This is a genomic window from Vibrio ostreicida, assembly GCF_013074385.2.
Lineage (GTDB): Bacteria > Pseudomonadota > Gammaproteobacteria > Enterobacterales > Vibrionaceae > Vibrio > Vibrio ostreicida.
Genome location: NZ_JABEYA020000015.1, coordinates 13907 through 39888, shown reverse-complemented (window position 1 = coordinate 39888; position 25982 = coordinate 13907). Strand labels below are relative to the sequence as shown.

Below are 25982 nucleotides of genomic sequence, written 5' to 3'. Positions count from 1 at the left end.
AACACATTTCCATTGGTGATTCTGATTTAAATCTAGTCCACCATCGATGAGTTCTAAAGTGCTTAGACAAATTATGTGCATACCGTCTCGGCGATCGCCGCTCACCAACACGCTCTCTAGCCCTACCTTTCTGCGCCAAGCGGTCGTTCAGAACGACCCAAACGTGAGAATGTCGGGGCTTTCACAACAAGATAAACAGCCATCGCCGCACACATAAACCCTAACATTCCCCATCTATCAAATGATTCATCGAAAATCAACCAAGCCTGAACCGCTGTCACAGGAGGGACCAAATAAAAGACACACGCCACTTTAGAAGCCGCGCCGTGTTCCACCATATACAAAAGCAACAACACCGCGAAGCCTGACAGGACGACCACCAACCAGCCCAAGGTCATCATAAATTCTATTGTCCAATGGACCTGCATGCTCTCATTTAGCAAAGCGTAGGGGAGGAAAAGACAGCCCGCAGCCATATACTGCACCAACGCACTGCCGAGTTTATCCCCCCCGTGACAAAAGCGTCGTTGGTACAAGGTCCCGAGAGTGATCCCTATTAGAGACAGTAGACAAAAGCCAATCGCCAACAGTTTGTGTTGTTCCAACTGCCATTGAACTTTTCCAAATAAAACAAGGCCAATACCAACAAAGCCCAATGCAAGTCCCATCCATTGCGACCAGACAAAACGCTCTCGGGTAAACACAACCAATAACACCGCCGTAAAGATAGGTTGAAGGCCAACCAGTAACGAACTCAGCCCCGCAGGCATTCCTAAATGAATCGCCATATAAGTGCCGCCTAAATAAAAACCATGGATAAAAATACCCACCACACAGCTATGAAAAAACGGCCCTTTGCGTGGGATAGCTCGGCCCAATACGTGGACCAGAACGAAAAACATCACTACGTTTGCCATCATACGAATCGTCAGCAAGGTTGCAGGCTCAGCATATTGCAAACCCAACCTCGCGCCAACAAAACCCGAAGCCCATAAAACAACAAAAACAAATGGGACCCATCTCACTAACATTTCCAAACCTCTAGCGTTCACTCTGTCATTGACGTTACTCTAGTTAGGAACAGATAGTCACAAAAGGCACAGATAGGGTATTTTTAATGGGTACAGATAAGTCTTCACTCAACAAATTCGCTCAGGTAGAGCAGTATATTGTTGAAGCCATCTCTCAGGGTGTGTTTCAGTCTGATGATAAATTGCCGTCCATTCGACAATTGGGCCGCGATCTCAATGTCAGTAAAAATACCGTTATCCGGGCTTATCAGGAATTGGAAGCCGCCGACATTATTTACGCCGTGCCTAAATCTGGCTATCGGGTCCTTCCGCCTCAACCGCTGTCTAATGAACACCATAGCCCGCACTCTGTTGATCTGCTTTCGCTCTCTAAGCAGATTCTGAGCTACCCACAAAGTAAAGAGCGGCTCCCCACTGGGTCGGCGCATCCCAATATTGATGCGCCCGCTATTAAAAGCCTTTACGCCGAAATCGGACGCCAAAGCCGCGCTCAAAGCCATATGCCCAGCCACTATCAACTCCCCCCCGGCAATGCGCTACTGATCAAGCAACTGGCGAAAATGAGTCGCGAATTAGGTGTGAAAACGCATTCACAAGCCATTGCTGTCACACAAGGTGCTCAGCAGGCAATCAGCCTCGCACTGCGCGCACTGACCCGCCCAGGAGATATCGTCGCAGTAGAATCACCATGCTATTTTGGAAATTTGCTCCTAATGGAATCCTTGGGGCTGAAAGTGGTTGAAGTGGCGAGCTGTGTTCGTCGTGGCATGGACCCTCAAGCTCTCAAGCACGCTATCGAAGAATGGCCGATTCGTGTCATTTTGATCACGCCCAACTTCGCCAACCCCACTGGCGCACGGATACCCCTTGAAAGACGCATTGAGTTGTTATCTGTATCGCGCGATATTCCCATCATTGAAGACGATGTCTTTGGGGCGCTGGCATTTGACGATGGGCTTTTACCACTGAAAACGCTCGATAACCAAGACAGAGTGATCTATGTGAATTCCTTATCCAAAATGCTCGACTCCCGACTGCGTATTGGTTGGCTCCTCTCGGGTAAGTACCACAGTGTCATTGAAAAATACTTGCTGTGCGAAAATATGGGCAGCTCCAACTTAATTCAGTCTGCCGTCAGTGAGTTTCTCGCCACGGGAAAATATCGTCAACATATCAGTAAAATGAAACGGATGTACCAGCACAATATCCGGCGGTTTTGCCTGTTGCTCACCCAAGCGCTCGATCAATACGCTGAGTTGCGCTGCCAGCATCATCTTTCTCAACCACAAGGGTCTTTTCTGGTATGGCTAACCTTACCCCAACACTTGGACAGTTTCGCACTTTATCAGGCATGCCGTCGCCGTCGTATCAGTATTTTTCCCGGTACAGTCTTCTCGACCTCAGGACAATTTCGCCAGTGTATCCGTTTAAGCTGCGCCCATTTTGAAGAAACAACGGAATGGCATACAGGGATTGAGTTACTCGCTGAACTTATCCACCAACAACTCAAGAAACGACTAGAATCACCCTGTAAGACAGGGTAATAATGGGTCATCATGGGCGGGCTCGCTGTTACCATAAAATAGACACAAGTCCTCGCTCCAAATGTGAGGGTTTACTATCCCCGCGCCATTAAACTCAATAACAAAGGGAGGGTGTGATGATTGAGGTTCAGGCACTGGATCATCTTGTTCTGCGGACGACAGACCTAAACAAAATGCTCCACTTTTATCAGAACATCCTTGGCTGTCCGATTGAGCGGGAGTTACCAGAACTCGGATTAACACAACTTAGAGCTGGCAGCGCCTTGATCGATATCGTGACCGTCGATAGCGAATTAGGTCAGTTAGGGGGACAGGCACCCCAGCAAAATGGCCGCAACGTAGACCATTTTTGCCTGCAAATCGCCGCCATCGAGGAAAGGCAAATGATTGACTTCTTAAAACAGCATCAGGTTGCCCATCAGCCTTTCGCAGAGCGTTACGGTGCTCAAGGATTTGGCCAGTCTGTGTATATTGAGGATCCAGAGGGTAATGTGGTCGAGCTCAAAGCACAAATCGACAAAATATAACGACTTTGTCGAAATCGACCTGTACCCAATTGACGAACAAGGATATTCTGATTACCTCCACAGAATATCCTTAGTTGTGATAATCAGGCCAATAAATACGATACGGATTCAAGAATCAATGATACGACATATTTTGCTTATTCAATTTAAAGACAATGCTGACCCGCAACATATCGCACGCCTTAAAGAAAGCTTTTTGTCAATGCCCCAAACCATCGAAGGGGTTGTGGATACAGAATGGGGGAAAAACGACAGCCCAGAAGGCAAAAATAAACATTACACTCATTGTGTTATGATGACGTTTGCTGATGAAGCCGCGCGCCAACGTTACTTACCCCACCCAGATCACGACCAGTTGAAATCACTTTTCAGGCCGCTGCTTGAAGATATTATTGTTTTTGATTATACCGTGTCGGCCTGATGAACCTATTCCATCCCTTACCAAACGCTCTAGCAGAAGAGGTGGTCGATGATCTGTTGACAGGGTCACAATTTCGTGTTGAACGCATCGTCTCAAAAGGTCAACAGTCCCCCGCCGACTTTTGGTACGAACAAGCTGAACATGAGTGGGTCGTCGTACTCAAAGGCCATGCCCGCCTCCAATACACTCATGGTGAAGAAGTCGAACTCAAAGCGGGCGACACCCTCAATATTCCGGCGTACACCAAACACAGGGTCAGCTACACCGACAAAGAGGTAGAAACCATCTGGTTGGCCATATTTTATAACAATTAAGCCATGTAGGTCGCACACCTCAGTTTAGCGAGGGGGCAGTAAGCGGCCTTAACTCACTGGTTTACCAATCCTTTTTGAATAAATAACCAAAATTTCACCCAGACTCACCTTGACTCCCCAAAACATTTGTTACTATATTGATTCTTTTGTTAATAATTAAGAGGGAATTATGTGGCCATTTAAGCAGAGCAATGTGGATGCGTCAGAGTCATCCCGCCATATTAACAATGAGCAAGTGCTCACATCTCTGACCCGTTCGTTGGTCACCATTGAATTTGATCCAACAGGGCATGTTGTAACAGCAAGTCCCCTTTTCCTTGAGGCAATGGGCTATCAACTGAATGAAATTGTCGGTCAACACCACCGAATTTTTTGTGCCAAACACGATGTGGGCAAACAAGAATACACACAGTTTTGGCAGAGCCTAGCACGTGGGCAAAGCAAATCTGGGACATTTGAACGATACAACAAGTCTGGTGACCTCATTATTATTGAAGCCACCTATTTCCCTGTTTTGGATGCAGATGATCATGTCGTCAAAGTCATAAAGATAGCCAATGATGTCACAGAAAAAGTCCAGCAAGCTCAAGCTCAACAAGATCTAATTGTTGGGTTACATCAAAATTTTGCTGTGATTGAATTTCATCCAGATGGCACCATCATTGACGCCAACAACAACTTTCTCGGCGCACTTGGCTATACACTTGAACAAGTCAAACATCAGCACCATCGCATGTTTTGCTTCGACGAGTTTTATCAAGACCATCCAAACTTTTGGCAAGATCTGGCCCGTGGTCAGTCTTTTTCAGGGCGGTTTTTACGTAAAACACGCTCCGGAGAAAACTTATGGATTCAGGCCTCTTACAGCCCAGTGAAAGATCCACAAGGCAAGGTGTATAAAGTCGTCAAATTTGCTTCCGACATTACTGCCGACGTGACTCGAGAACTCGCGATTTCTGATGCAGCGAACGTCGCCTACAGCACCGCTGTCGAAACCTCTCAGGTGGCGCAAGAGGGTAATCAGGTGCTTAAGAACACCGTCGACATCTATCAGAATATGATGACAAGCCTCACCGCGTCCATCGGTCAGATCGAAGAGCTGACTTCGTTATCCACTGACGTGTCTGAAATCGTCAAAACGATTGGCGGCATTGCCGAACAAACAAACTTGCTCGCTTTAAATGCGGCTATTGAAGCCGCCCGTGCTGGAGAACAAGGGCGAGGGTTTGCAGTGGTGGCGGATGAGGTGCGACAACTCGCGTCACGAACATCAGAGTCGACAGAAGAAATCACTCAGGTAGTGAGCCGGAACCTATCGTTAACAAAAGAAGTGACGGTCACTATGCATAACGTGAATGACATAGCAGAACAAGCCAATGCAAGGATTCAAGACGTTTCTCTGACCATGGATGAAATCTACACTGGAGCGGAAAGTGTCGCAACGACTGTGAATAACTTCAAAGAAAATAATCGCTAATCCTGACGAGCAGGTTTCTTAATCGCCTAAAAGGGCTCCCCAAGGAGCCCCTTTAAGCTGACCAGCGCCTAGTCCAGTCTGAGTGTCACACCAGAATAAGATGAGTAAGCTCTTAACATCACGTGATAGGTGGTGCCAACAGACGCAGAGACATTACATTGCTCGGTATTGCCGTAGTTGTATGGACGGCAATCAAAGCTTGTCGTAGTCGGTTTGCTGCCGGCCTTGACATACAAGTCTGCATCACCGCTACCGCCTGACATGGAGACCACCAAGTTAGCCGCAGTGTCTGTCGTAAAAGTGTAATAAACCTGTGAAGATTGAGACCCGGATAAGTTTGGCACTGGAGTCCCTTTCACCAAAACATCACCGGTTGGTGGGGGGGGTGTGATGCAAGAGGCGTTCACACCCACGGTGCTAAATGCCGCTTCCACATCCGATGTGCTGTAACCCATATCCTGAGCCGCTTTCACCACACCACATCCACCTTGGTCAAACGTACTATTCGACGTCCAGTACATTTGGTTTGCCAACGTAAAGATTTCAAAGCCTTTACGTACATTCCAACCGGGTTTGTTGGCCAATAAGTAATAGGCACGGTTGAACACACCACTCGAGTAATGCACATTTAATCCACTGTAATACTGCGAAGCATGGTCAATCGACTTCCCATCTTTAGACGGAAGGTCAAAATAACGAAGCCCGCCATTGGACTTAAAGATATCCGCGCCGACAATCCAGTCTACCGAACCCTTCATAAAGTATTCAGCCGCTTCACCCGCAATATCAGAGAAGGCTTCGTTCATCCCACCCGACATATTCGCATAAACCAAACCAGAGTTTTGTTCAGTAAACCCATGGCTCACTTCATGCGCACTGACATTGATATCCACCAAAGGATAGAAAGTATTGCGCCCATCTCCAAAGGTCATCGATGTGCCATTCCAGAACGCATTCTCGTAATTAGAACTGTAGTGGACACGCATGGTAAGCTGGAAACTCAGTGGTGATGTATTCATCCACTCTTGGTACATATCAAACACAACCTTACCAAAATAATGAGCGTCATTTAATGGTGAATACGCGCCGTTGATGGCCTTGTAATCATTGAAATTGCTTGAATCATTACAGGTGTAACTATAGGGTGTACTGCCTGAAGTACGGCCATTTAAGTTAACCGTTTTCACGGCCGCATTATTCATCGTACACGTACTGCCCGATTTATCGACAACGAAGCCAGGGTAATCTGTCCCAAAATTGTATTGACCTGTTTTTTCATTTCCACCGGGGCCTGTACCTTCTGCTTCAGCATGGTTGAGTCCATCCCAATGCTTAAGGACTTCGCCTGTATTCGCATCGATGAAATAAAATGGACGCTCTGGTATCTCAGCGGCTACAAAAAAATCGACCATGTAAACCATTTTTGCAGTCTGACTGTCATCAAGCCATACCATCAGCTTAGAGTTTGCGCTTTCCATTGGCGCGTCAGCAGCGACCAAAGACTGGGTTTTGAACACCGTTTGTGCCGCGCTGATCGCCTGTTTGCGATCCAAAGTCGGAGTGACGGTCGCCAAATCAGCGCTAATACCTTGCGCCATCATGCCATACACATCACTCTGAACACTTTTGGTCTGAGTCGATACCACCGCAGTATTAAAGACTGGTAGGCCCATGTGCGTTTGTTGATAACGTACTTTCACTTTACCATTCGGCAAAACTACGCGTTTTACCTCCGAAAAACCAGTTTCAAGTGGTACCATGCTCGTCGACTGCGAGGTTAGCGTTTGTTGTAATAATGCATCGCTCGTAACTTTAACCATCTCCGCAGCTGTCGCCGGCACGCTGACCCCTAAGCCAGCAGCAACCAGCCAGACTAATTGACGTTGTTTCATTTTACTTTCCTGTATTGTTATAAAGTCCTTCTTCCCAACGGCTTGGTAGGAAGTCTCTTTGCGTTTAATCGCTTCAAAACCATGGGTGACAAACACACAACCAAGCAAGTTTCAATCAAAAATATTCTCAAGCCAATGGCAATTAATGAGTACATTAAATACTCATTAATGATGAAAACCGGTGAGAAAAGCTCAGAAACCATTCAAAAAAACAATCATATAAACACCATTGATATTTGAATGTAATTTTTAGTTGGCATACTTCTATCAGTAATGACACGTGACCTAGGGTCTTATATTTTCCTTTTATTTCAAAAAATTACAGAATGGGTGATAGATAAAGTCTTCGAGTATGCTGAGGCACTAATCAACGAAAATGTGAAGTTCAACTTGATCGCCGCTAAACACGATAAAACACACGTCACGAATTTAATGGATCGAGCACCTTGTGTCTCACCTGATCGTTGGCGCATTTTGTGACCTAGGGCTTATCTGGAGTGTGAATGACAAAAGCCTGAACGTCAGGCTTCTGTCTATATAGACCCTAACCACAGGCCAACGATTGAGGACGCCGTGAAAATAAGGGGAGGATAATGGCGTTAGCGACTCAGGGTGTAGCAACATTCAAGATCATAGTCTTCGCCATTTTTCGCTGTGTATTCTTTGATTTCCGTGCAGGCGCAAGGCTTTCCTTTGCCATCGCTCTTCACGAGGCTAATCCAGTGTCGCATGGCCGAAATTTCACTGAGTTCCTGTGGGAAAGTCGTGCAGGTTTCCAACTGAATATCATCGATATCGACCAACTCCACGCATCCGGTTCCTTTGTGCTTGCCCAAACTCAATTCAACATGACTGCCCGTACCATCTCGAAACAGAATAGATTGAGGATCTTCTTTCTCTCCACCAAAAGCAACGAAGTGTTTTGGGTGTTGCAATCCGCTATGGCTTCCATCTTTAAAGTAAGCCATGACATGACGATAATCGATGACGTAGGCGGCAACCTGTTGGTGAGAGCCACTTTTCAATGGAAACAAACGATCCATCAATCGCTTCGCTGTTGCCTGCTTTTCTATGCCTTGACTCGCACTCATATTTTCTACCGCGAATACAGCTTCAGCGATAAACGGCTTGTCTTGTTGTTGAATGTCAGTTTTATCGAACGTAAGCATATTCATAGTCTTTCCCTCGCGGAGTTTGCATAACTTTTATGTCCTAGAGCAAATATTTCAAACTAGCGTTTAATCCGTTTGCTGTTTTGTGACTTTGCTTACTATGTATACTAGTGAAATTTTTACTACAATTTCACAACAAAAATTTTACAATGTGAATTTTACAAAATGATGTTGTCAAAAAGTCTGATACGCCAATCCCATTTTTTGGGCACAAAAATCAGGAACCTAAGAAAACGCAATCACCTGACAATGGAAGACCTATCAGCGCGATGTATTCGGGTTAATCCAGAGTACGCGCCATCGGTCTCTTACTTATCGATGATCGAACGGGGAAAACGTGTCCCAAGTATCGACATGCTAGAAGTCGTTGCGACCGTTTTTCAAAAAGAGCCCGCATGGTTTCTGGACGATGAACCAGAGCAAGCTGACATTACTCCGGATAAGGGCAATCGAGGTGGTATCAAAGGAATGGCACTGGAACCCAGCTTTCTCTTCTCCAATGACATTCTACAAATTGCGATCCCTGAAATGCTGTCTCAAACTGGGATCACTGGTCGTCAGTTTGCGCATTTACTGATTCGTGCCCATCAAGAAAGTAACCAGAACCACTTTCCCGATTTGGAGCGTGCCGCAGAAGAGATCGGTTTAAAACGCCTGAATTTATCCGAACAGGACCTTATGAACATTGCACGCAGTCTTGGTCTCACTATCCGCTGGGTGTCCCGCCCCCCACAAGATGTCGTCGATGAGCTCGGCATCAATGTGAAGCAAATCATCACTTCATTCTTTGAACCGCCTGGTGTTATTTATCTTAACCAAATCCTTAAGCAGTACCCCACTCGGCTCAAATACGATCTCTCTGTTTACATTGGCCATTGCGTACTTCATAACAAAGAAGGCCTGAAAAGTGTGTTGTCGGTTGGGCAAGCGAATGGTTGGGAGGAGCAGACGCCATCAGCTCCAACCTCAAGCCTCAATTCCCAAGACATTCTGCAAGCTTGGCGTGATTTTGAATCGAGCTTTTTTGCTGGTGCATTACTCTGTCCAAAAGTGCCTTTCCGCCAGTTACTCGATCGTAACGGTTATGAAATTGATGTTCATCTTAAGGCTGGGGTGTCTCCTTCGGTGGCAATGAGAAGAATGACGGTGGTCTCCCCCTACCCTCATTGGCATTATTTTGATGCCTACGGACAAAATAAACTCAAAGCAGTGTACCGAGGTAACGGCATTCCGCTTCCTTGGGGTAATATGCGTCAAGTCAAAGACCCTTGCCAGCACTGGGCCGTTTTTCGTCGGTTATCAGAACCTAAGAATAATAGTTCAGCTCAAATATCCATCCTCAATGTGGGTGACGAACCCCGTATTTATTGCTGTGAATCCATCAATATGACAGACCCCGCGGGCAACAACCGAGTACTTTGTGCTGGCATTGACTTGAATCCTGCGATAGACGCTCAAGGTGGCGACTCGCGAAGTCTTGCCGGAGAGTTACAATCGTTGTGCGTTAAACAAGGAGGGAGTTCAGCCATCCCCAACCCCATGCAAAAGGAATTCACCACCATTGCAAAAATCCTTAATATCAACTGGATCGAACGGGGAATCCAGTCGGGTGCGCGAGTGATCTGCTCTCGGGGCAACGTTTGCCCTCGAAAACCCAGCTGTTATAAAGGCTGTCAGGAAGCCCCATGACAACCGTACTGTTGTCATCAAAGCGAGCGCGCCAAACCGGTCATTAAAAAATAAAAAAAGCCAATCACAATGAGTGTGATTGGCTATCTATAACTGTGAACAAATTTGGGTTCACTAACAACGTCAGTTGGCTAGGTGACCCTCGGCTTAATAAGGGTCAGTTACATTAAAGCATAAAGCATGCCAAGTTTAAATCTCAATAAAAACGCTGTTTTTTGTTTAAAATAGCACCTGATGCACGAAAACTGTACGCATAACAAACTCTCAAGTTGCATTCTGTTGCAAAATGAGAACTCCCATTCATTGCAAAATGCAAAGACCTCTTTAAAACCAAACGGTAAACGTGGTGAACTGTGGGTAGAATCCCGAGGTGTGGACACTGATGATCAAGACAATGGTCGCTTAATCCAACAAGGAGAGGCCAGCGGTTCAGAGTTAGTATGCCCCTTGAATGCAGAGACAGGATCTATTTCTGACGGAACACCCAAATCGGCCCTATCAGCAAAAAAACAAGGTCATCTATAAATGACGGCTTTTTTCCCTCAATTTTGTGTCCAATGAACTGTAAAATCCACAACACCACAAACAAAATGAGGGAAATAATAAAGACAGGTAATTCGAGAATGCTCATGGACCAAATCAGACCAATACACGCCAGCGTAAAACCCAGCATCATTAAAAACACACTCAATGACAGTCGAAAATAAAAGACCATCACTGGTGTCATCGCGATCCAAACCCAGTTGAGCGTCAGGCCAAACACCGAAATAGATGGCAGTGACCAAATTAATCCAACGATGGCAAGAAAAATGCCAGGTACCGCCACTTTATGGATTTTCTGATTGATCGTATTTTGGTGACTTTCTCCGTAGTCCTGTAACCACTGCCCCAGTTCTCGCATCTCTATTCCTTATAACTTCAATATCTTATCCAGATAACGGCTATTTAACCTATAGCACGAAAGTGCTGTCTATGCTGAGGCTAATGACAGATCCGTGATTACAATCCATCGTTTTACAACAGGCGACTTTTTTGCTGATACATGTGGGCATCGGCGACTTTAAGCATCTCATTGATTGACGAATATTGGTCATCGTAGAGGGCATAACCCACGCTGACCTCAATATTGATAAAGTGCTTATCGTAGGCGATGGGCTTGTGACAAATAGCGTGTTTCAGTTTGTCGCTCCATACTGCGAGTTCTTGCTGGTTGGTGACATCAAGTAACATGATTAAGAACTCGTCCCCGCCAATACGAGCGACAAAATCCGAGCCTGTCAAAACACATTGAATACGCTCTGCCACTGCCTCCAATACCCGATCGCCTGCCGCATGTCCGTAGGTGTCATTGATGGATTTAAACTTGTCCAAATCAACATTAAGAATCGCAAAATGTTCCCCTTGTTCAACATACTCAAAATAGTGTTGCAACGTGGACATGAAATATCGTCTATTGGGCAGTGCGGTTAAGGTATCATGCAGCGCCTGTTGACTCGCGCTTTTGTAAAGCCCAAATATAGTCCCAAATGCGACGACAAGAGAGATCACCATTGGATAACCAAGTAGGCGAACCGCATGAACCCGAAACCAATCACTTTGATCTAAAAAATCAATTTTTGTCGCCGCTGCGATACGCCAGGTCCCATAGGGAAACTTGACCGTTTCTTTCGAAAAAGCATGGTCAAACGTACTCTGGGTTCCATAGAAAATGGGCCCATTTCGACCAGAGCTGTCAAGCCCTCGGATCGATAAGTGATATTGACGGGCGTACGCGTCAACGCCCGCCTCTAAAAACAAGCTTTCTAATGATATCATCACACTGCAAACACCCCAGTAGTGACGATTGTACAAAGGGTCCGTAAAGATGGGCACTCGGGCAATCAGGGCATGGCCTCCCTGAGCCAGACTGATAGGCCCAGCAATAAAGAGCTCTTGTATTTCTCGCGACTTCTTGACTGTTGCCCACTGCTCGGGAGCGGTTCGATAGTCTAACCCTAACGTTGTTTCGTTGCCTTCCAATGGATAGACGTATCTAATCACATCATCGGGAGCCAAACTGATCGCTGTGATGTGGTTGGCTTTACGCATCACACTGGACGCCAACAGATCCCATCCAACAAATTCTAAATTGGGTTTAGAGGCTACCAACGCAGATAATCCATGAACGGCCAGAATGTCTGAGACGATGGCATTCTCTAACTCGGAACGGACTATCGACAATTCTTCTTTTGCTCGCGCTGAAAGGCTATCTCTCAAGAAGTTTTTTTGGCTACGGTCAATCGACTCGATCAATCCTATCGCACAAATGAGCATAATAAAGGCCAGCACTGACAGAGGCCAATGCCTCTCCAGACGATATTTCATTTCACCCCCAATCACTCAACGTCCATGGCCGTATGTCTGGTTTTACCCAAAAGTGAACCGCTATTGGACAAAAAAAATGAGCATCATATTATCTATACTGTTGTTCAATCGGCAGGCGATGCGCACTCATATTGACTTGGTTTTTCCTGCTTATCACGCTAATTATAGATAAAGGAATGAAACATTGGACCTATTTGGCGCTCTCAATCACCCATGGTTAACCCTAACCAATGGGAAAATACTTTGGGTTGAGCACTTTATCGACAAAGAGGAGGCGGATGTATTACAGGCAACATTACGTGAGACGGTTCCTTGGTCACAAGAAAAGATCACGCTTTTCGGTCGCTCAGTCTCTCAACCACGCTTACAAGCTTGGTATGGTGACAAAGCCTATACCTACTCCGGTTTAACCTTAACGCCCACTCCATTACCTCCTTCATTGGAGGCACTTAAGTCTCGTTGCGAAATATCCGCCCAACAAAACTTTAACTCTGTTTTTCTTAACCTTTACCGTGATGGACAGGATTCCATGGGTGCTCATCAGGATAACGAGCCTGAGCTTGGACCAAATCCCACGATTGCCTCGTTAAGTTTGGGGTCAACACGTCGATTTGTTCTTAAGCACACCCAAACCGCACAACGACATGTACTTGAGCTGACTCATGGCAGTTTATTAGTGATGTCTGGCGAGCTACAACATTACTGGAAACATAGTGTGCCAAAAACCACCAAACCCGTCGGTGAACGCATCAATCTCACCTTCAGATGTCTACTCTAATACCAAACAATGTGTATCGTACTGGTCATCAAAGTGCCTTCATGGCACCTCAATTTAATCCCGCTGAGGTTTGATTTGAGCGCTTGGGAATCATCACACTGATAATATTCGCGAATAGAATGATCAGGAGGCCAGCAGCTTGATAGGGTGTGTATTGTTGGTCATAAAACACACTCTGCCATGCTGCCGTGAACAAGAGATTAGTGAAAATAAGCGGTGCCAGTTGAGAGCTCGAGGACGCAAGTGCATAAGCTTTGGAACGGCATACCTGTGTATTAATGATCAATATCGCCAACACCATCAAAGCGGCGACAAGCCCCCAAGGGTGATCAAGTGAGGGTAAATAGATTGGGTGATTGTTGGCCATTCCGAAACCCACCAGAGGCACCAAAACCACCGAGGCCCGCAAAAAAGTCCATAGATTGATTTCAAAAGCATTAAGACGGCTCTTACTTAAACAATACAGGCTTAATTGAGACCCCGCATTAAACACACCAGCGGCTAAACCCACCAAGAGTTCAAGTCTAAAAACCAATTCCCCTTGTTGCCCAGCCAGCAAAAGAACCCCTAGGAATGTGCAAAGCAGGCACATCACATTTAGCCGATTCAACCGCTTATTAAATATAAGCTTTTCTAACATAGGGATAAACAAAGGACCGGTACTGAACAGGACCACACTTTCCACGAGAGACAGATGTTCAAGCGCATAGATAAAACACACTTGACATGCACTAATACTGAACGCACGCAGCCACAACGGGCCTTGTTCATCACGCGTCGGTGATTGTATCTCTCTTAACGACAATACCCCTAAAATGATTAAGGCAGGCAAGATAAAGCGCAGAAAACTAAGTAGACTGGCATCAAAGAAGCCATTTAAATATTTGGAAAGCAGCGCGGTGAGTGACAAACTGAATGTTGAAGACAACATAAATAATACTGGATAAAATTGACTCGACATAAATCCCCCCTTTTCAGCGCCAATTTTAACCGCTAACCTGTCAGATGAATAACGAGTAATACTGACAATAAAGGTAAGAAAAACTTACATGAAGAAACTGGCACCACTTAAATCTATCTATTCGTTTATCGCCGTGGCTGAAACGGGCAGCATGACCGATGCCGCTCGGCAACTGAACGTCAGTCACTCCGCTATCAGTCAGGCGATCAAGTCCCTCGAACATCAGATTGGCCAACCTCTACTCCAACGATCTGGCCGTCAAGTCTCATTGAATGCGGTGGGTCGACGCTACTATAAACAAGTCGCCCCTCCGATAGAGCAGATCGTCGCAGCGACGCAAAAACTCGTCGAGGAGCAACAAAGTCAACGGCTAACACTCAATATGGTCAACTCTCTTGCCATGCACTGGTGGATCCCTCGAGTTTACGAATTTCACCAATTTGCTCCCGACATTGATGTCAGAATTTCCAATTTGATAGGCTCTTTCTCCATGGAACAGGAAGGCGTCGATGTGGCACTCATCCATGGTGATGCCGAAGATTGGCAGGACTATTACTGCGAACGTCTCGCCCACGATGAATTGATCATGGCCGCCAGCCCAGATTTGGTGTCTTCGAACTCAACCCCCGAATCGCTTTTGAGCCAATATCCTGCCATTATTGCCAACAATGACAGAAGAAAACACGATTGGCAGGTTTGGTGCCACCATTTTGATCTGCCCGTACCCAGCTCTTCAAAAAATCTCAGCTTTGCTGCCTCGATTCAAGCCGTTCAGGCTACCATCAGGCAGTTAGGAGTGTTTGTAACCCACCGGCAGTTTATTCGTGACGACATCCATCACGGTTTATTGGTCGAAGTCGGCTCGTCTGTCCCGAATCCCCATCAGGATTTTTATTTTGCCTGTCCACCAGAGAAGTTGAAGAATGAACATGTTCTGGCTTTGAGGAACTGGCTCCGCAACGAATTTAAGGCGTGACTTCGCCGCCGTCAGACCACTTCGTTAGACTTTTTTATTATAAAGAAGCGATGATTTGGTTCGTATTGATAGTAAGAATCTCTGCTTTCAATTTTTTAACTTTGTCGAAAATTTAAAAAAAACTTTAAATACAATAGGTTAAGTGTATGTGTTTACCCTTACCGTATCGAAGCTGCACACCAATTGCATCTAGTTGCATTTAAATTATTGAATTACTTCAATTCACCCATCTAGTACTTTCGTTCAGACTTTCGTTTTTCTTCTAGACTTTAATAGCCGGATTACAAATTTAGGACAGGGTAAAGATGGCGCGTTTTGTAGGACAACAATTGGAAAAAATGGCGGACTTGCGGTCGGCACGCAATAATACGGTGCTGCTCCTGTGTACCATTGTTTCTGTTGCCGTATTAATCTACCTTGGTTTTATGCACTTGGTTGAAAATAATGTTGTTGTTGGAGGCATTAATCTTGCGTCAGCGATGTTGCTCTTGGCTAACGTCGGGTTTCTTAAGTTGCGTCCATCGTCAGCCAGTCATGCCGATTTAATTGTTTCCGGTATCTTGCTATTCCAAGGCACTGTCATTTTAGTCTATGGCGACGGCTCACCGGAACGATTGTTGTGGTTGTATCCAATTATTGTTGCTGTGGTCTTTTTATGTGAATTTCGCACTGGCAGTATTCTGAGCTCTGCTTTCTACTTATTGACCGTAGTGTTCTGTTTATCGTTCGACTCTGTCTCTCCTGCTGTACAATGGTCGGAAAATACCTTTCTACTCAGTTTTCTTGTCCTGCTTTTTTTGTGTAACACCTCTTCCTACTTTTATTCTAAAGCCGTCAACTACATTAAATCTTTGCATCAAGAAGGGATCGAAGAGCTGGCCTATCGTGACCACCTAACTGGCCTTGCCAACCGCTGGAGCTTCGAAAACTGGGCGCTGGAAAAACTGGCGCAAGAGCAACAGGCGACCACCCTAACCGCCATGGTCTTCCTCGATATTGATAATTTCAAAGTGATCAACGATACCTATGGCCATGATATTGGCGATCGCGTCCTACAACACTTTGCTCAGCGCTTACAAAATAATATTCGGTCAAAAGATAGAAAAACAGACAGACATGACTACTCGATTGCCCGCTTTGCCGGCGATGAATTTGTTTTGTTACTCTATGGGGTGCAAAGTCAGCAAGATTTGGATCGTATTCTTGAACGAATTTGCCATTTATTTGAAGGCAGTGATCAATCAACGGAAAGGATCAATCAGTTGACGTTGAGTGTCGGCGTTGCTCTTTACCCTGATGACGCCGATTCTTTACCCGAACTGACGCGATGCGCCGATAAAGCAATGTACTCCGCAAAACATCGCGGCAAAAACCAGTATCGCTATTATCAACGAGAGCGTGCGAACCATCAGTCCGAAGATTCAGACAATATTACCAATATTAAGAAAATCTAACGGGTCATATACATCAACCACAAACAGCCTGACATAACCACCACCAGCCACGCCAAGTATCGAGCTGTGTTCGGTTTGTCCTTTTTGGGTACGACCACGGGTTTCATGGCAGCGTTTTTGGCCGAACGTGCTGCAGAGGATATAGACAGTCTCTGCTGAACTTCGTCTCTCCTTTGCTGAGCTTTGTTCGCCACCTCACCAAAACGGTGCAGTTGGTCTGCAGTCAACTCTTTCTTCGGGTCGTAACGCGTACTCTGATCTTTGTATTTTGGTACAACTGCCATTAGCAACCTCCTGCAAAAACGGTGTTGTGACCCTTTAAGTATAGACAAGCCCAATTGGAATGGTATTTACGCAAGTGTTTCCATTGCGACCCTCTCATTAATGAGACATTCTGTGCTTCTTTTCGTGATCGTGAGGGGGTTAGATCGCAACGATTTTTCGTCGTATTTTGGCCAAATTATCGTGATAAACCGTATCAGTAGGTGTCCGGCAACAAGGTAGAGCTTTGTTGGAAAAAACGTGTTATCCAGAGAGGAAAAAAAAGCATGGCAAACTATCCATCAAAAATTCCAACCAGCCGATTGTCTCGTTTTGGCCAAGTCGCTTCTTTGGCCACCAAAATAGGCTCGAATGTAGTGTCCGAGGGAGCAAAACACTGGCTGAAAGGCCAGCGCCCCACCAAACAAGATCTGCTGTTCACCTCACTCAATATCACACATGTTGCTGATCAGCTGGCACATTTACGCGGTGCCGCCATGAAGATCGGGCAAATGCTTTCAATGGACGCTGGAGATATTCTCCCCCCTGAGATGGCTGAACTGCTGTCACGTCTTCGTGCCAATGCGAACCCCATGCTGACAACCCAGCTTGCAAAAATGATGGAAGAGGGTTTGGGCAGTCAGTGGAAAAGCCACTTTCTGTCGTTTAACTTTAGCCCTATTGCCAGTGCCTCCATCGGGCAAGTTCATTTTGCGTATACGGATGCAGGCGATCCTGTCGCGGTCAAAGTGCAGTATCCCGGGATCCGAGAGAGCATCGACAGCGATATTGACAATGTCGCAGCACTACTGCGTCTTGTTGGTCTGATTCCAGAGCATGTCGACATCAAATCACTGCTTAGCGAGGCGAAACAGCAACTCCATGATGAAGCTGATTACCGTCGCGAAGCCAAACTGCTGTTGACCTATAGAAAACACCTTGAGGACGATGTGCGTTTCATCGTGCCCGATGTCCACAGTGAAACCAGCACCGACACCATATTGACCATGTCCTTTGTCCAAGGTCGGCCGATCGAAGAGTTGGTGTCGAAAAATCAAGCCACTCGGGATACGTGCATGTCAGCGATGGTTTCCTTGCTGCTCAAGGAGATGTTTGCTTTTAAACTGGTACAAACAGACCCTAACTTTGCTAATTATCTGTTTAATGATCAAACCAACCAGATTATTCTGCTCGATTTTGGTGCAACGAGGACAATGAGCTCACAAATGAGCATCGGTTATCAGCACGCATTCAAAGCCGTCTTGGACGGTGACGACGAAAGCCTGGAACAAGCGTTACTTCAGATTGGGTTCTTCAGTCAAGCTATTGACTCCTCGCAAAAAAATGCCGTCTTGAATATCGTCAAGCTCGTTTGTGAACCCATGCTGGATGAACAAGGTTACGATTTCGGTAACAGCGATTTGCACGAACGCGTTAGACAAGCTGGTACCGCTCTTACCCTGAAAAAAAACTATTGGCATACGCCACCGGTTGATGCCTTGTTCCTCCACAGAAAGATTGGTGGACTTTACTTGCTCGCCGCTAGATTAAAAGCAAATGTCAATGTCAGGGCGCTGGTGTCTCCCTACTTAGGCTCCGAATAATGGTGGCTTTATGAGCTTAAGATCAAATTTATTCGTGTTACTGATGAAAGGTTACAATAATCACTGGTCAAGTAAGGTACACTCTAAAATTAATCAACGCTGAATGCGCAAAGTTTTAAGTGTCGTTCTAAACCTATGACCAATACAACCAAGCTCAAAAAACGTCGTTATATGCCAAACCATGCGACTTTAAAATTAATATTTTCTACGCTATTCGTTGTCTTGGCGATCGCGTTTTCGTCTCTGCTCTACATCAGCTATGAAGACTACGTCAACCCTAACAATGTATACGGCCGTTGGTTAGAAATAGGCACCCCCGGTTACAACACCGAGGTGATGGCTTTTAACGAGATCGGCGTTTTCCGAAATGGCCGCCTTATCGCCACTACATTTACCTTTGATGGCCAAGAAATCACGGTCACTACGGGCAATGGGAACTACATCTATGCCATCTCAGGCACATTTGATTCACCTCAGTTGCGACGTCTTCAACCCAATAGCCCAACACAACGTTTTATAAAAGAAGGCTACGAGAAAACCGTCAATGACCAAAGTGGTGGCCAAGCGAAACAACGCCGTGCCGCACTCTCTGATCATTTCAGTGACAAGAAGTAACCCTCTCTTTCACTCGGCCCTTATACTCAGCTGTTGCGATCACAATCTTCGTTAAAAGCCTAGTTTGCTCTCCCGCAACCCTTTATAATTCGAGCCGTCATTTGTAAAAAACAAGAGTCGTAAAATGAACGAGTTAGTCTCATTGTTTCCACAACGCCTTGCCACCCTCCTCACAAGTTGGGATAGCAATGTATGGTTAATTACCGCTGCGAGCCTTTTGGCTTGGATCGCTTGGAGAGTTGTCTACAACCGCTTAGAGATATTGGTTTGTAAAACACCATTTTACTGGGACAACCTCACCTTACATGCCCTTAAAACACCCGTTAGTACTTTGATCTGGTGCTGGCCAGCGACGATTTCACTAGGATTCATTCTTCAAGACTATATGGCCACTAAGCTTAACTGGCTGAATACCTTGAAAATTCTTCTCGTCATTGGCGCGTTCATCTGGATAACACTTCGGCTGATAAACAATATAGAGAAGTATGTACTTGAACAAAAAAAACGTGACGAAACCACGGTTCAAGCCATCGCCAAGGTATCTCGATTGTTCTTCATCGTCATCGCTGTTCTTACGATTATGCAAGCGTTTGGGTTGAGTCTTTCTGGCCTTCTGACCTTTGGTGGTGTCGGTGGATTGGTTGTCGGTTTAGCGGCAAAGGACTTGTTGTCTAACTTCTTCGGCGGAATGATGATCTATTTTGACCGCCCCTTTAAAGTCGGTGACTGGGTGCGCTCACCCGATCGGCAAATAGAAGGGACGGTGGAACGTATTGGCTGGAGAATGACTATCATACGAACATTTGACAAGCGACCTCTCTATGTCCCGAACTCCGTGTTCAGCAATATCGTGGTAGAAAATCCATCTCGAATGCTCAATCGGCGGATCAAAGAAACCATTGGGGTTCGCTATGATGATGGCCAAAAGGTGAAACAGATCGTTCAAGACATCAAACAGATGCTTCGAGAACACGCTGACATCGATACAAAACAAACGTTGATCGTTAATTTTAACGCTTTTGGCCCTTCATCCATGCAAATACTGGTCTACACCTTCACCAAAACCGTTAACTGGATTCGCTATCACGAAGTCAAAGAAGATGTGCTGTTGAAAATTATGGGTATCATCCATCAACATGGCGCTGATATTGCCTTCCCCACTCAAACGCTCAAGTTCGAGCAACCGATGGATTTTTCTACACCGTCTCACCCGCGAGAACCGCAAAATTCAGAGAGCGTCCACACCGAGATACTTTAACGATCAATAAAGCCTGCCTATGCAGGCTTTATTATTGTTTACACCGCTAAAATATCTCATTACGAATATTGAGGGCCGACTGAGCGAATGTGTCCTCTGACTTCTGCCACCAATACGTTGTCTTTATTTCTGAGGCTAAGTTTAACGTCTCGCCAATCATCGGGGTGACAAGCGCAACACTGGTCTTGTTTGCATTGGCCTCAGCAATGAGATCTGTCATCGGTTCATCCCACTTATGGGCAAAAAGTTCAAATGTTGACCAATGAACTGGGAACAACTTTTCAGCGCCCAGATCCTTAAACGCTTGCAGAGTATGGCGCGCTTGCATATGGCCCCAATTCTCAACCGGAAAGCCCTTGCCTTGCTTTACATTCGCTGCAACCTCAATGAACGCCATATCAAATGGCCCCAACCTTTCCCCAATGTCTTTAAAGTGTGTATCGTAAGCAGAATCCCCGCTGTAGAACAATGACCCTGATTGGCCTTGAATTGCCCATGAGGCCCACAAGGTGGCGTTAGAATCATAGCCCGTACGACCAGAATTATGATTTGCTGGCGTGGCGGTTAAGGTCACACCATTGACACTCGTCGACTCCCACCAATCAAATTCTTGAATATTATGCGAACTCACTCCCCATTTTTCAAGATGTCTCCCTACCGCAAGAGGCACCAGAAATTGGACATTTTTTTCCGCGTAATAACGTATTGTCGATTCTTCTAAGTGGTCATAATGATCATGGGAAATCAAGATAGCATCTGGCACAGGCAGTGCTTCACGCGCGACTGGCACATTGACATTGCGAGAAAACAATCGCTTGGCAATCCATGGCGAAGCGTACTCAAACACCGGATCTATTAGCAGCCGAGTTTGGTCAATATCTATAAATAAACTCGAATGCCCAAGCCAAGTCACCCTGACGTGATCGCTGCGAACGGCGAGCTGTTTCGTGTCCACCTCTACATTGGGGAGAGTAAACTGGGGCTTGAGCTTGTGACGCTCAAACAAGAATGCCCACATCACTGACAGCAGACTCTCTGAAGTGGCAACCTGTGGCATTCGGGCAATGGCTTTCCCACCAGAGAACTGTGCAGAGCTCAGTATTCTGTTTGCCCTAAGCGCCTCACTCTCTTGCAAAGCGGTCTGATTATCCGTTTTTAATAACTGGCTCAATCCCACAGCACTGAGCGCTGAAATGACGGTCGTTTTAATCATATTGCTCATTTTCATGATCCACTGGCTACCCAATAAAGTAAACGATGGTGTATACTCTAATCATCACCTCATACAAAGTAAACACCGTCGTTTACTTTTTTATTGTCGAGATCGATGAATGAGAAAAATAAGCGATATAAAACAATATGATATTATCAAATCTGCCATTGACGTTTTTTCTCAAAAAGGCTTCGAACAGGCCAGTATGGAAGGTATCTCGAAACATGCAGGTGTTTCAAAGCGCACGCTTTATAAATACTATCCAAACAAAGACGCGTTATTTGAAGTCATTATAGATAAGATGATGTGTCGCTTTGATGAACAATTTGATAGGAAGTTTGAATCTTCTGTGTCACTTGCAACCCAGCTTACTGATATGACCTTGGAAAAAATGGCCTACATCAACACCGAAGAATTCCAGACGACCGCTCGTCTCGTCATGGTCGAATGTATACGCTGCCCTAAAGCCTCTGATCTATTGATGTCCAAATTTAATGCTCTTGAAGACTCTTACGGTTTAAACCAGTGGGTTGAACAGGGGATCGCCGCGGGTGCACTGCAAATCAATAATATCCCGATGGCGATTGATCAGTTTATTGGCAGTATTAAATCGATCGTTTTTTGGCCACAGCTTCTGGCTCACCAACCCCCTGCCAGCCGTGAATTACTGAAGGCTGCCGTAGAAAGTGCAGCGGAATCATTTGTCGCCTGCCACCAAGTCAAATAAATCACGAATGGCCATTATTACGAGAAATAGCAAGCGTTTAGCACGCCTTTGTCAACCTCCTCGAACATTTACTGTCGTCACGTTTCAGTACTGGATGCCCGTCTCATCTCATTTATGAGAAACCTGAAAGGCTCGGCCAATAGTAGTCGATTAATTGCAGTAGACTTTTATACTGCATTTATCGCAGTCGCTTCAGGCACTTCCCTTAATGTCAGGTTTGAGATTAAACCATGGTATTTGCAGCGCTCACGCGAGTTTCAATTGAGTTGATTAAACAATTTTAAGGCAGGTCTTGTACCTGCCTCTTTTTTAATGAAACGCATGTCAATGCGATGAGAAACACCAGACCCATCATGCGGTGCAGGAAAGGTAGAGCATTATTCAGCCAACCACTCGGCTTCGACCAAGGTTTTCTCGCCTGCTTTGATACGCCCCAAAAACACGTCTCCCACATGGATTTCCCCAACCCCCGGCGGCGTGCCCGTCATAATGATATCGCCATCTTGGAGGCTTGTGTAAGTGTTCAGCTCTTCAAGAATGGTGTGGGGTGAGTAGATCATTTGTTTCACCGTCCCTTTTTGCACTCGGACGCAATTGATCAACAGTTCGATTTCTAGCGTGTCTACCTCAACCCCAGTTAGGTCCACAAAACGGCTGAACAGGGCAGAACCATCAAACCCCTTAGCGCGCTCCCAAGGAAGGCCGTTCGCTTTTAACTGTGACTGCAGATTTCGTTTCGTTAAATCCAATCCCAGAGCAACGGCGGTATAGGCACCATCCTTGATCAAAAAACACATTTCTGCTTCGTAATGCAACGGCTCTTGATCAAAGGCAACCAGCTGAGGAGAAATCGCTGAAGGCGGTTTATTGAACACCACCATCTGCTCAGGCACCACATTATTGAGTTCCTTTATGTGCTCAAGGTAGTTACGTCCAATACATACAATTTTTGTTGGGTACACATACTTGTCGCCAACTCTGACTGACGTCATGCCATTCTTCCCTGCCCAGTTTAAATGAGGCTCATATAATAATTGATGTGTCTGATGATAAAATGAAACTGTCCCTAAATTCAGATCCGACCCCCATAAATATTAAGAACAAATTCACATACAAGGCGAATGACATAGAAAAACGCCCATTCCATATTGGATGGGCGCTAACACAAGGTTGTGTTGAGGCAGTAGATGGTTAGACTTTATAGGAAGTAACGAACACCTATCGTCCACTTATCTTCTTCAGCAACATTGATGTCGTTGCCCATATCAAATTGATAACCCGCAAAGCCCATGAGTTTTGGCGTTACGGTATACTCTGCTTGAAGCGCCGCTTCGCTGTATTGGGTCTTACTGGTCTTATCGTTAATAACAGCTTCATAGTTACCACTCAAATTCCAACCATTACCCAGTGCATAGGCAAGTAGAATCTCATACTGATCACTGTCTTCCATCGTGCCACCAGCGGATTTATCCGTGTTCATGTATTCACCGATGGTATAGACAACCGCCGAATACAAGCCATCACCGTAAGAACCAGAGCTGAAGGCGAACGCGTGTGAGGTTGCGTCAAGGCTCCCCACATCACCACCGTTGTAGGAATAACCGAGATCAAAGCCATAGACGCTAAAACCAAGGGCAATCTGACCGCGGGTATCATAAATTGTCGTTGTTGAGGTCGTTGAGTCGGTCTCCGTGTGCTTGCCCTGCCAACCCAGACCAAGTTTGAAGTTGACCATGTCACCAATCATGATGTGGTTGCGGTAACTCAGCATTTCTTCACCGCGTGCTGTACCAAGATTGTTGTGATCGTTGTAAAGGAAATCATTAGCGAAAGCTATCGGTAAGTCAGCAACGCCAGCCACATCATAATAAGGCGTCCACTGTGTTCCCGCCACCACTCGGCCAAACTCATCATGGGTCATTCCTATGTAGCCCAGTCGAGTCGTAAACGTGGTATCTCCACCACCAAGATAGTTGAGCTGCCATTCTCCTTTGGCGTCGACAGTTATGCCGTGACCCACATCCTGAGTACCCGATACATTGAGTCTTGGAGACACATCATGGACTTCGACATCGTCTGCGGAATCGTATTCTCCGACACCGACATCGACATAGCCCCCGATAGACATTGTTGTACCTTCACCGTTAAACACTTCCGCTGCGAAAGCGTTCGTACCACATGCTGTTGCCGCGATAGCTGCGGCTAATAATTTAATGTTCATAATTTAACGTCCGTTTAAAGATTTTAGCCTCTGTTCGCGACACGCTCACTCACTAGAGCTTCACGAACAATTAAAACGTAGTACGAAATAATAAAAAATGAAGCGAAACTAAACGCTTAATGCAAGGTTTCATTAGCATCCGCTCAACTAACAAAAAAGTGAACAAAATTTAACCAACTGAAAGTGAAGGGTTTTTTAATGGAATATCGACCCATTTAAATGATCGGATATAGATCACACTTTTTGAAATTATCAGGGAACTTTTTTGAAAATAGGTAAGTTTATTTCTATCAATAGGAAAAATTTACTGCCAAGTCTTGTAGTTAAAGACGATTTTGGGACGCCTTACTCTCAAGTAAAATCACCACCGTTTACCGATTGCAAAACGCAACAACGTAGAGATAAAAACGGCGCAGGCTACGCTGTGCTATTTTGGTCTCGATTCGGCTATTTGGGATTAGGAGTGCATTCAACAAAGTGACGATCTGGGCATTGGTGAGGATTTTTGTTTGTTTTCATATCTCAAACGAGTGTCCATGATCTCGGCACCGACCATGACTGCTGAAATAACAGTAAGAACTTCGTTGAAGGGAACGGCCGTTTCTTGAGCCAGTAGATTTGACCAGAACGAAAGACCAGTTCCGCTCCATCACCTATGGTATGGCCGTCATTTGCTTTGAAAGTCACTGGGTGAGGATCCATTTAGCGATAAAAAGAAACACGACAAAGGCGCTTTTTGTAAACACGCTCACGCCTATTTTAATCATCAAGTATCTTTTTTACCCGCGAAACACAACGTTGAAGCGTTCCAACACCAAAAGCATCTCTTGCGTTGGCTTTATGCCCAGTTGTTGGCATTCTTGGGAGAAAAACGTCCAATGGGCCCCTTGCCACCACTCTAGTGTTTTATCGCCTTCTCCTTCTTCCGCGGCAAACTCAGCAGTGACAAAACGGTACTCGCACAGTTCAACTTCAGTGATTTCTATAATACAAACAGGCTCACCTGACCAATTTGTCACGACTTGGAGGTGCCCACTGACGGGCATAGTCTCACCTTCCTGGCTATACCAGTGTTCCAGACTGCATGAAGCCCGTTTTTCTCCACGAAGAATTAAGTCTGCACATACATTCGCGTTGTCTTCATCCGCACAAAAGTAATCGGCACTGTATGAGGTATATGTGTTTGCAATCTCGGGGTTTAAGGCGCTTAAGTAGCGCTCCAAATAGTGTTTACTTCTTTTATCCATCTATCCATCTATCCATCTCAACCTGTTATCGAAAGCGAGCGGCATCTAACCCAAGAATTGCCAATCCATCACTATTGAAAAATAGTAATTTATTTATAGTGTTAAGTCGAGAAACCATCAATAAATGCCTATTGATGCTCTGATTGAGACCAAAAAATTGAGCACCTATTTTGAGAAAAATGCTTAATTATATAAATAATAGTAAAGATCAACTCTCCAAGATAAATAGCAAACCC

The 25982-nt window shown here is 45.5% G+C and carries 24 protein-coding genes; 13 read left to right on the top strand and 11 right to left on the bottom strand.

The window, feature by feature from the left end; all coding sequences use genetic code 11:
* Positions 1–122 precede the first annotated feature (122 nt).
* Positions 123–1031: a DMT family transporter gene (locus HLM86_RS15775; protein WP_170883667.1), complete on the bottom strand. Its 909-nt coding sequence runs from the start codon at positions 1029–1031 to the stop codon at positions 123–125.
* Positions 1032–1117: 86 nt separating this feature from the next.
* On the opposite strand from HLM86_RS15775, the gene HLM86_RS15770 reads away from it, so the two are divergent.
* The 5 genes from HLM86_RS15770 to HLM86_RS15750 all read left to right on the top strand — a co-directional run bounded on the left by HLM86_RS15770 (position 1118) and on the right by HLM86_RS15750 (position 5314).
* Positions 1118–2575: an aminotransferase-like domain-containing protein gene (locus tag HLM86_RS15770; RefSeq protein ID WP_076589236.1), complete on the top strand. Its 1458-nt coding sequence runs from the start codon at positions 1118–1120 to the stop codon at positions 2573–2575.
* Positions 2576–2691: 116 nt separating this feature from the next.
* Entirely contained in the window at positions 2692–3102 is a 411-nt protein-coding gene (locus tag HLM86_RS15765) for a VOC family protein (protein WP_076589237.1), read from the top strand.
* Positions 3103–3220: 118 nt separating this feature from the next.
* Complete coding sequence (locus HLM86_RS15760; protein WP_076589238.1) at positions 3221–3523, top strand: Dabb family protein; 303 nt, start codon at positions 3221–3223, stop codon at positions 3521–3523.
* Positions 3523–3837, top strand: a complete 315-nt coding sequence (locus HLM86_RS15755; RefSeq protein ID WP_170883666.1) for a cupin domain-containing protein — start codon at positions 3523–3525, stop codon at positions 3835–3837. The genes HLM86_RS15760 and HLM86_RS15755 overlap by 1 nt, the downstream gene beginning before the upstream one ends.
* Before the next feature lie 169 nt (positions 3838–4006).
* Positions 4007–5314: a methyl-accepting chemotaxis protein gene (locus HLM86_RS15750; RefSeq protein ID WP_076589240.1), complete on the top strand. Its 1308-nt coding sequence runs from the start codon at positions 4007–4009 to the stop codon at positions 5312–5314.
* A gap of 68 nt (positions 5315–5382) precedes the next feature.
* On the opposite strand, the gene HLM86_RS15745 is transcribed toward HLM86_RS15750, so the two are convergent.
* Both HLM86_RS15745 and HLM86_RS15740 read right to left on the bottom strand, forming a co-directional pair.
* Positions 5383–7206: a M4 family metallopeptidase gene (locus HLM86_RS15745; RefSeq protein WP_170883665.1), complete on the bottom strand. Its 1824-nt coding sequence runs from the start codon at positions 7204–7206 to the stop codon at positions 5383–5385.
* Positions 7207–7805: 599 nt separating this feature from the next.
* Complete coding sequence (locus HLM86_RS15740; protein ID WP_076589243.1) at positions 7806–8381, bottom strand: aldolase/citrate lyase/malate synthase family protein; 576 nt, start codon at positions 8379–8381, stop codon at positions 7806–7808.
* Between the two features lie 162 nt (positions 8382–8543).
* Here HLM86_RS15740 and HLM86_RS15735 point away from each other — a divergent pair, with 162 nt between their 5' ends.
* The gene (locus HLM86_RS15735; protein WP_076589244.1) at positions 8544–10067 is read left to right on the top strand and encodes a DUF3612 domain-containing protein; all 1524 of its coding nucleotides are present in this window, start codon (positions 8544–8546) and stop codon (positions 10065–10067) included.
* Positions 10068–10533: 466 nt separating this feature from the next.
* Here HLM86_RS15735 and HLM86_RS15730 read toward each other — a convergent pair whose 3' ends face one another.
* Both HLM86_RS15730 and HLM86_RS15725 read right to left on the bottom strand, forming a co-directional pair.
* A complete protein-coding gene (locus HLM86_RS15730) occupies positions 10534–10968 on the bottom strand; it encodes an Mpo1 family 2-hydroxy fatty acid dioxygenase (RefSeq protein WP_076589245.1) in 435 nt (144 codons plus the stop codon).
* Between the two features lie 113 nt (positions 10969–11081).
* Complete coding sequence (locus HLM86_RS15725) at positions 11082–12431, bottom strand: diguanylate cyclase (protein WP_076589246.1); 1350 nt, start codon at positions 12429–12431, stop codon at positions 11082–11084.
* Between the two features lie 184 nt (positions 12432–12615).
* On the opposite strand from HLM86_RS15725, the gene HLM86_RS15720 reads away from it, so the two are divergent.
* Positions 12616–13209 carry an alpha-ketoglutarate-dependent dioxygenase AlkB family protein gene (locus HLM86_RS15720; RefSeq protein ID WP_170883664.1) on the top strand — a complete coding sequence of 198 codons (594 nt, stop codon included), beginning with the start codon at positions 12616–12618 and terminating at the stop codon, positions 13207–13209.
* A 49-nt stretch (positions 13210–13258) separates the two neighbouring features.
* Here the strand turns inward: HLM86_RS15720 and HLM86_RS15715 are convergent, their stop codons facing one another.
* A complete protein-coding gene (locus tag HLM86_RS15715) occupies positions 13259–14170 on the bottom strand; it encodes a DMT family transporter (RefSeq protein ID WP_076589248.1) in 912 nt (303 codons plus the stop codon).
* 88 nt (positions 14171–14258) lie between these two features.
* Between HLM86_RS15715 and HLM86_RS15710 the strand changes: the two genes are divergently transcribed.
* Positions 14259–15146 carry a LysR substrate-binding domain-containing protein gene (locus HLM86_RS15710; RefSeq protein ID WP_076589249.1) on the top strand — a complete coding sequence of 296 codons (888 nt, stop codon included), beginning with the start codon at positions 14259–14261 and terminating at the stop codon, positions 15144–15146.
* Between the two features lie 305 nt (positions 15147–15451).
* Complete coding sequence (locus HLM86_RS15705; RefSeq protein WP_170883663.1) at positions 15452–16600, top strand: GGDEF domain-containing protein; 1149 nt, start codon at positions 15452–15454, stop codon at positions 16598–16600.
* Here the strand turns inward: HLM86_RS15705 and HLM86_RS15700 are convergent.
* On the bottom strand, positions 16597–16884 hold the full coding sequence (locus HLM86_RS15700) for a hypothetical protein (RefSeq protein WP_076589251.1): 288 nt from the start codon (positions 16882–16884) through the stop codon (positions 16597–16599). The genes HLM86_RS15705 and HLM86_RS15700 overlap by 4 nt on opposite strands.
* 264 nt (positions 16885–17148) lie before the next feature.
* On the opposite strand from HLM86_RS15700, the gene HLM86_RS15695 reads away from it, so the two are divergent.
* The 3 genes from HLM86_RS15695 to HLM86_RS15685 all read left to right on the top strand — a co-directional run bounded on the left by HLM86_RS15695 (position 17149) and on the right by HLM86_RS15685 (position 20338).
* A complete protein-coding gene (locus tag HLM86_RS15695; protein WP_170883662.1) occupies positions 17149–18465 on the top strand; it encodes an ABC1 kinase family protein in 1317 nt (438 codons plus the stop codon).
* A 171-nt stretch (positions 18466–18636) separates the two neighbouring features.
* The gene (locus tag HLM86_RS15690) at positions 18637–19080 is read left to right on the top strand and encodes a DUF2850 domain-containing protein (RefSeq protein WP_076589281.1); all 444 of its coding nucleotides are present in this window, start codon (positions 18637–18639) and stop codon (positions 19078–19080) included.
* Between the two features lie 124 nt (positions 19081–19204).
* The gene (locus tag HLM86_RS15685) at positions 19205–20338 is read left to right on the top strand and encodes a mechanosensitive ion channel family protein (protein ID WP_083949354.1); all 1134 of its coding nucleotides are present in this window, start codon (positions 19205–19207) and stop codon (positions 20336–20338) included.
* A gap of 46 nt (positions 20339–20384) precedes the next feature.
* Here the strand turns inward: HLM86_RS15685 and HLM86_RS15680 are convergent, their stop codons facing one another.
* The gene (locus HLM86_RS15680) at positions 20385–21560 is read right to left on the bottom strand and encodes an MBL fold metallo-hydrolase (protein ID WP_083949356.1); all 1176 of its coding nucleotides are present in this window, start codon (positions 21558–21560) and stop codon (positions 20385–20387) included.
* A 109-nt stretch (positions 21561–21669) separates the two neighbouring features.
* Here HLM86_RS15680 and HLM86_RS15675 point away from each other — a divergent pair, with 109 nt between their 5' ends.
* Positions 21670–22278 (top strand): TetR/AcrR family transcriptional regulator, encoded by a 609-nt coding sequence (locus HLM86_RS15675; RefSeq protein WP_076589253.1) that lies wholly within the window; start codon positions 21670–21672, stop codon positions 22276–22278.
* A gap of 377 nt (positions 22279–22655) precedes the next feature.
* Here HLM86_RS15675 and HLM86_RS15670 read toward each other — a convergent pair whose 3' ends face one another.
* The 3 genes from HLM86_RS15670 to HLM86_RS15660 form a co-directional block, all read right to left on the bottom strand.
* Positions 22656–23270 carry a fumarylacetoacetate hydrolase family protein gene (locus HLM86_RS15670; RefSeq protein ID WP_076589254.1) on the bottom strand — a complete coding sequence of 205 codons (615 nt, stop codon included), beginning with the start codon at positions 23268–23270 and terminating at the stop codon, positions 22656–22658.
* A 206-nt stretch (positions 23271–23476) separates the two neighbouring features.
* Positions 23477–24499, bottom strand: a complete 1023-nt coding sequence (locus HLM86_RS15665) for a porin (protein WP_076589255.1) — start codon at positions 24497–24499, stop codon at positions 23477–23479.
* Between the two features lie 779 nt (positions 24500–25278).
* Positions 25279–25746: an ASCH domain-containing protein gene (locus HLM86_RS15660; RefSeq protein WP_076589256.1), complete on the bottom strand. Its 468-nt coding sequence runs from the start codon at positions 25744–25746 to the stop codon at positions 25279–25281.
* Positions 25747–25982 lie beyond the last annotated feature (236 nt).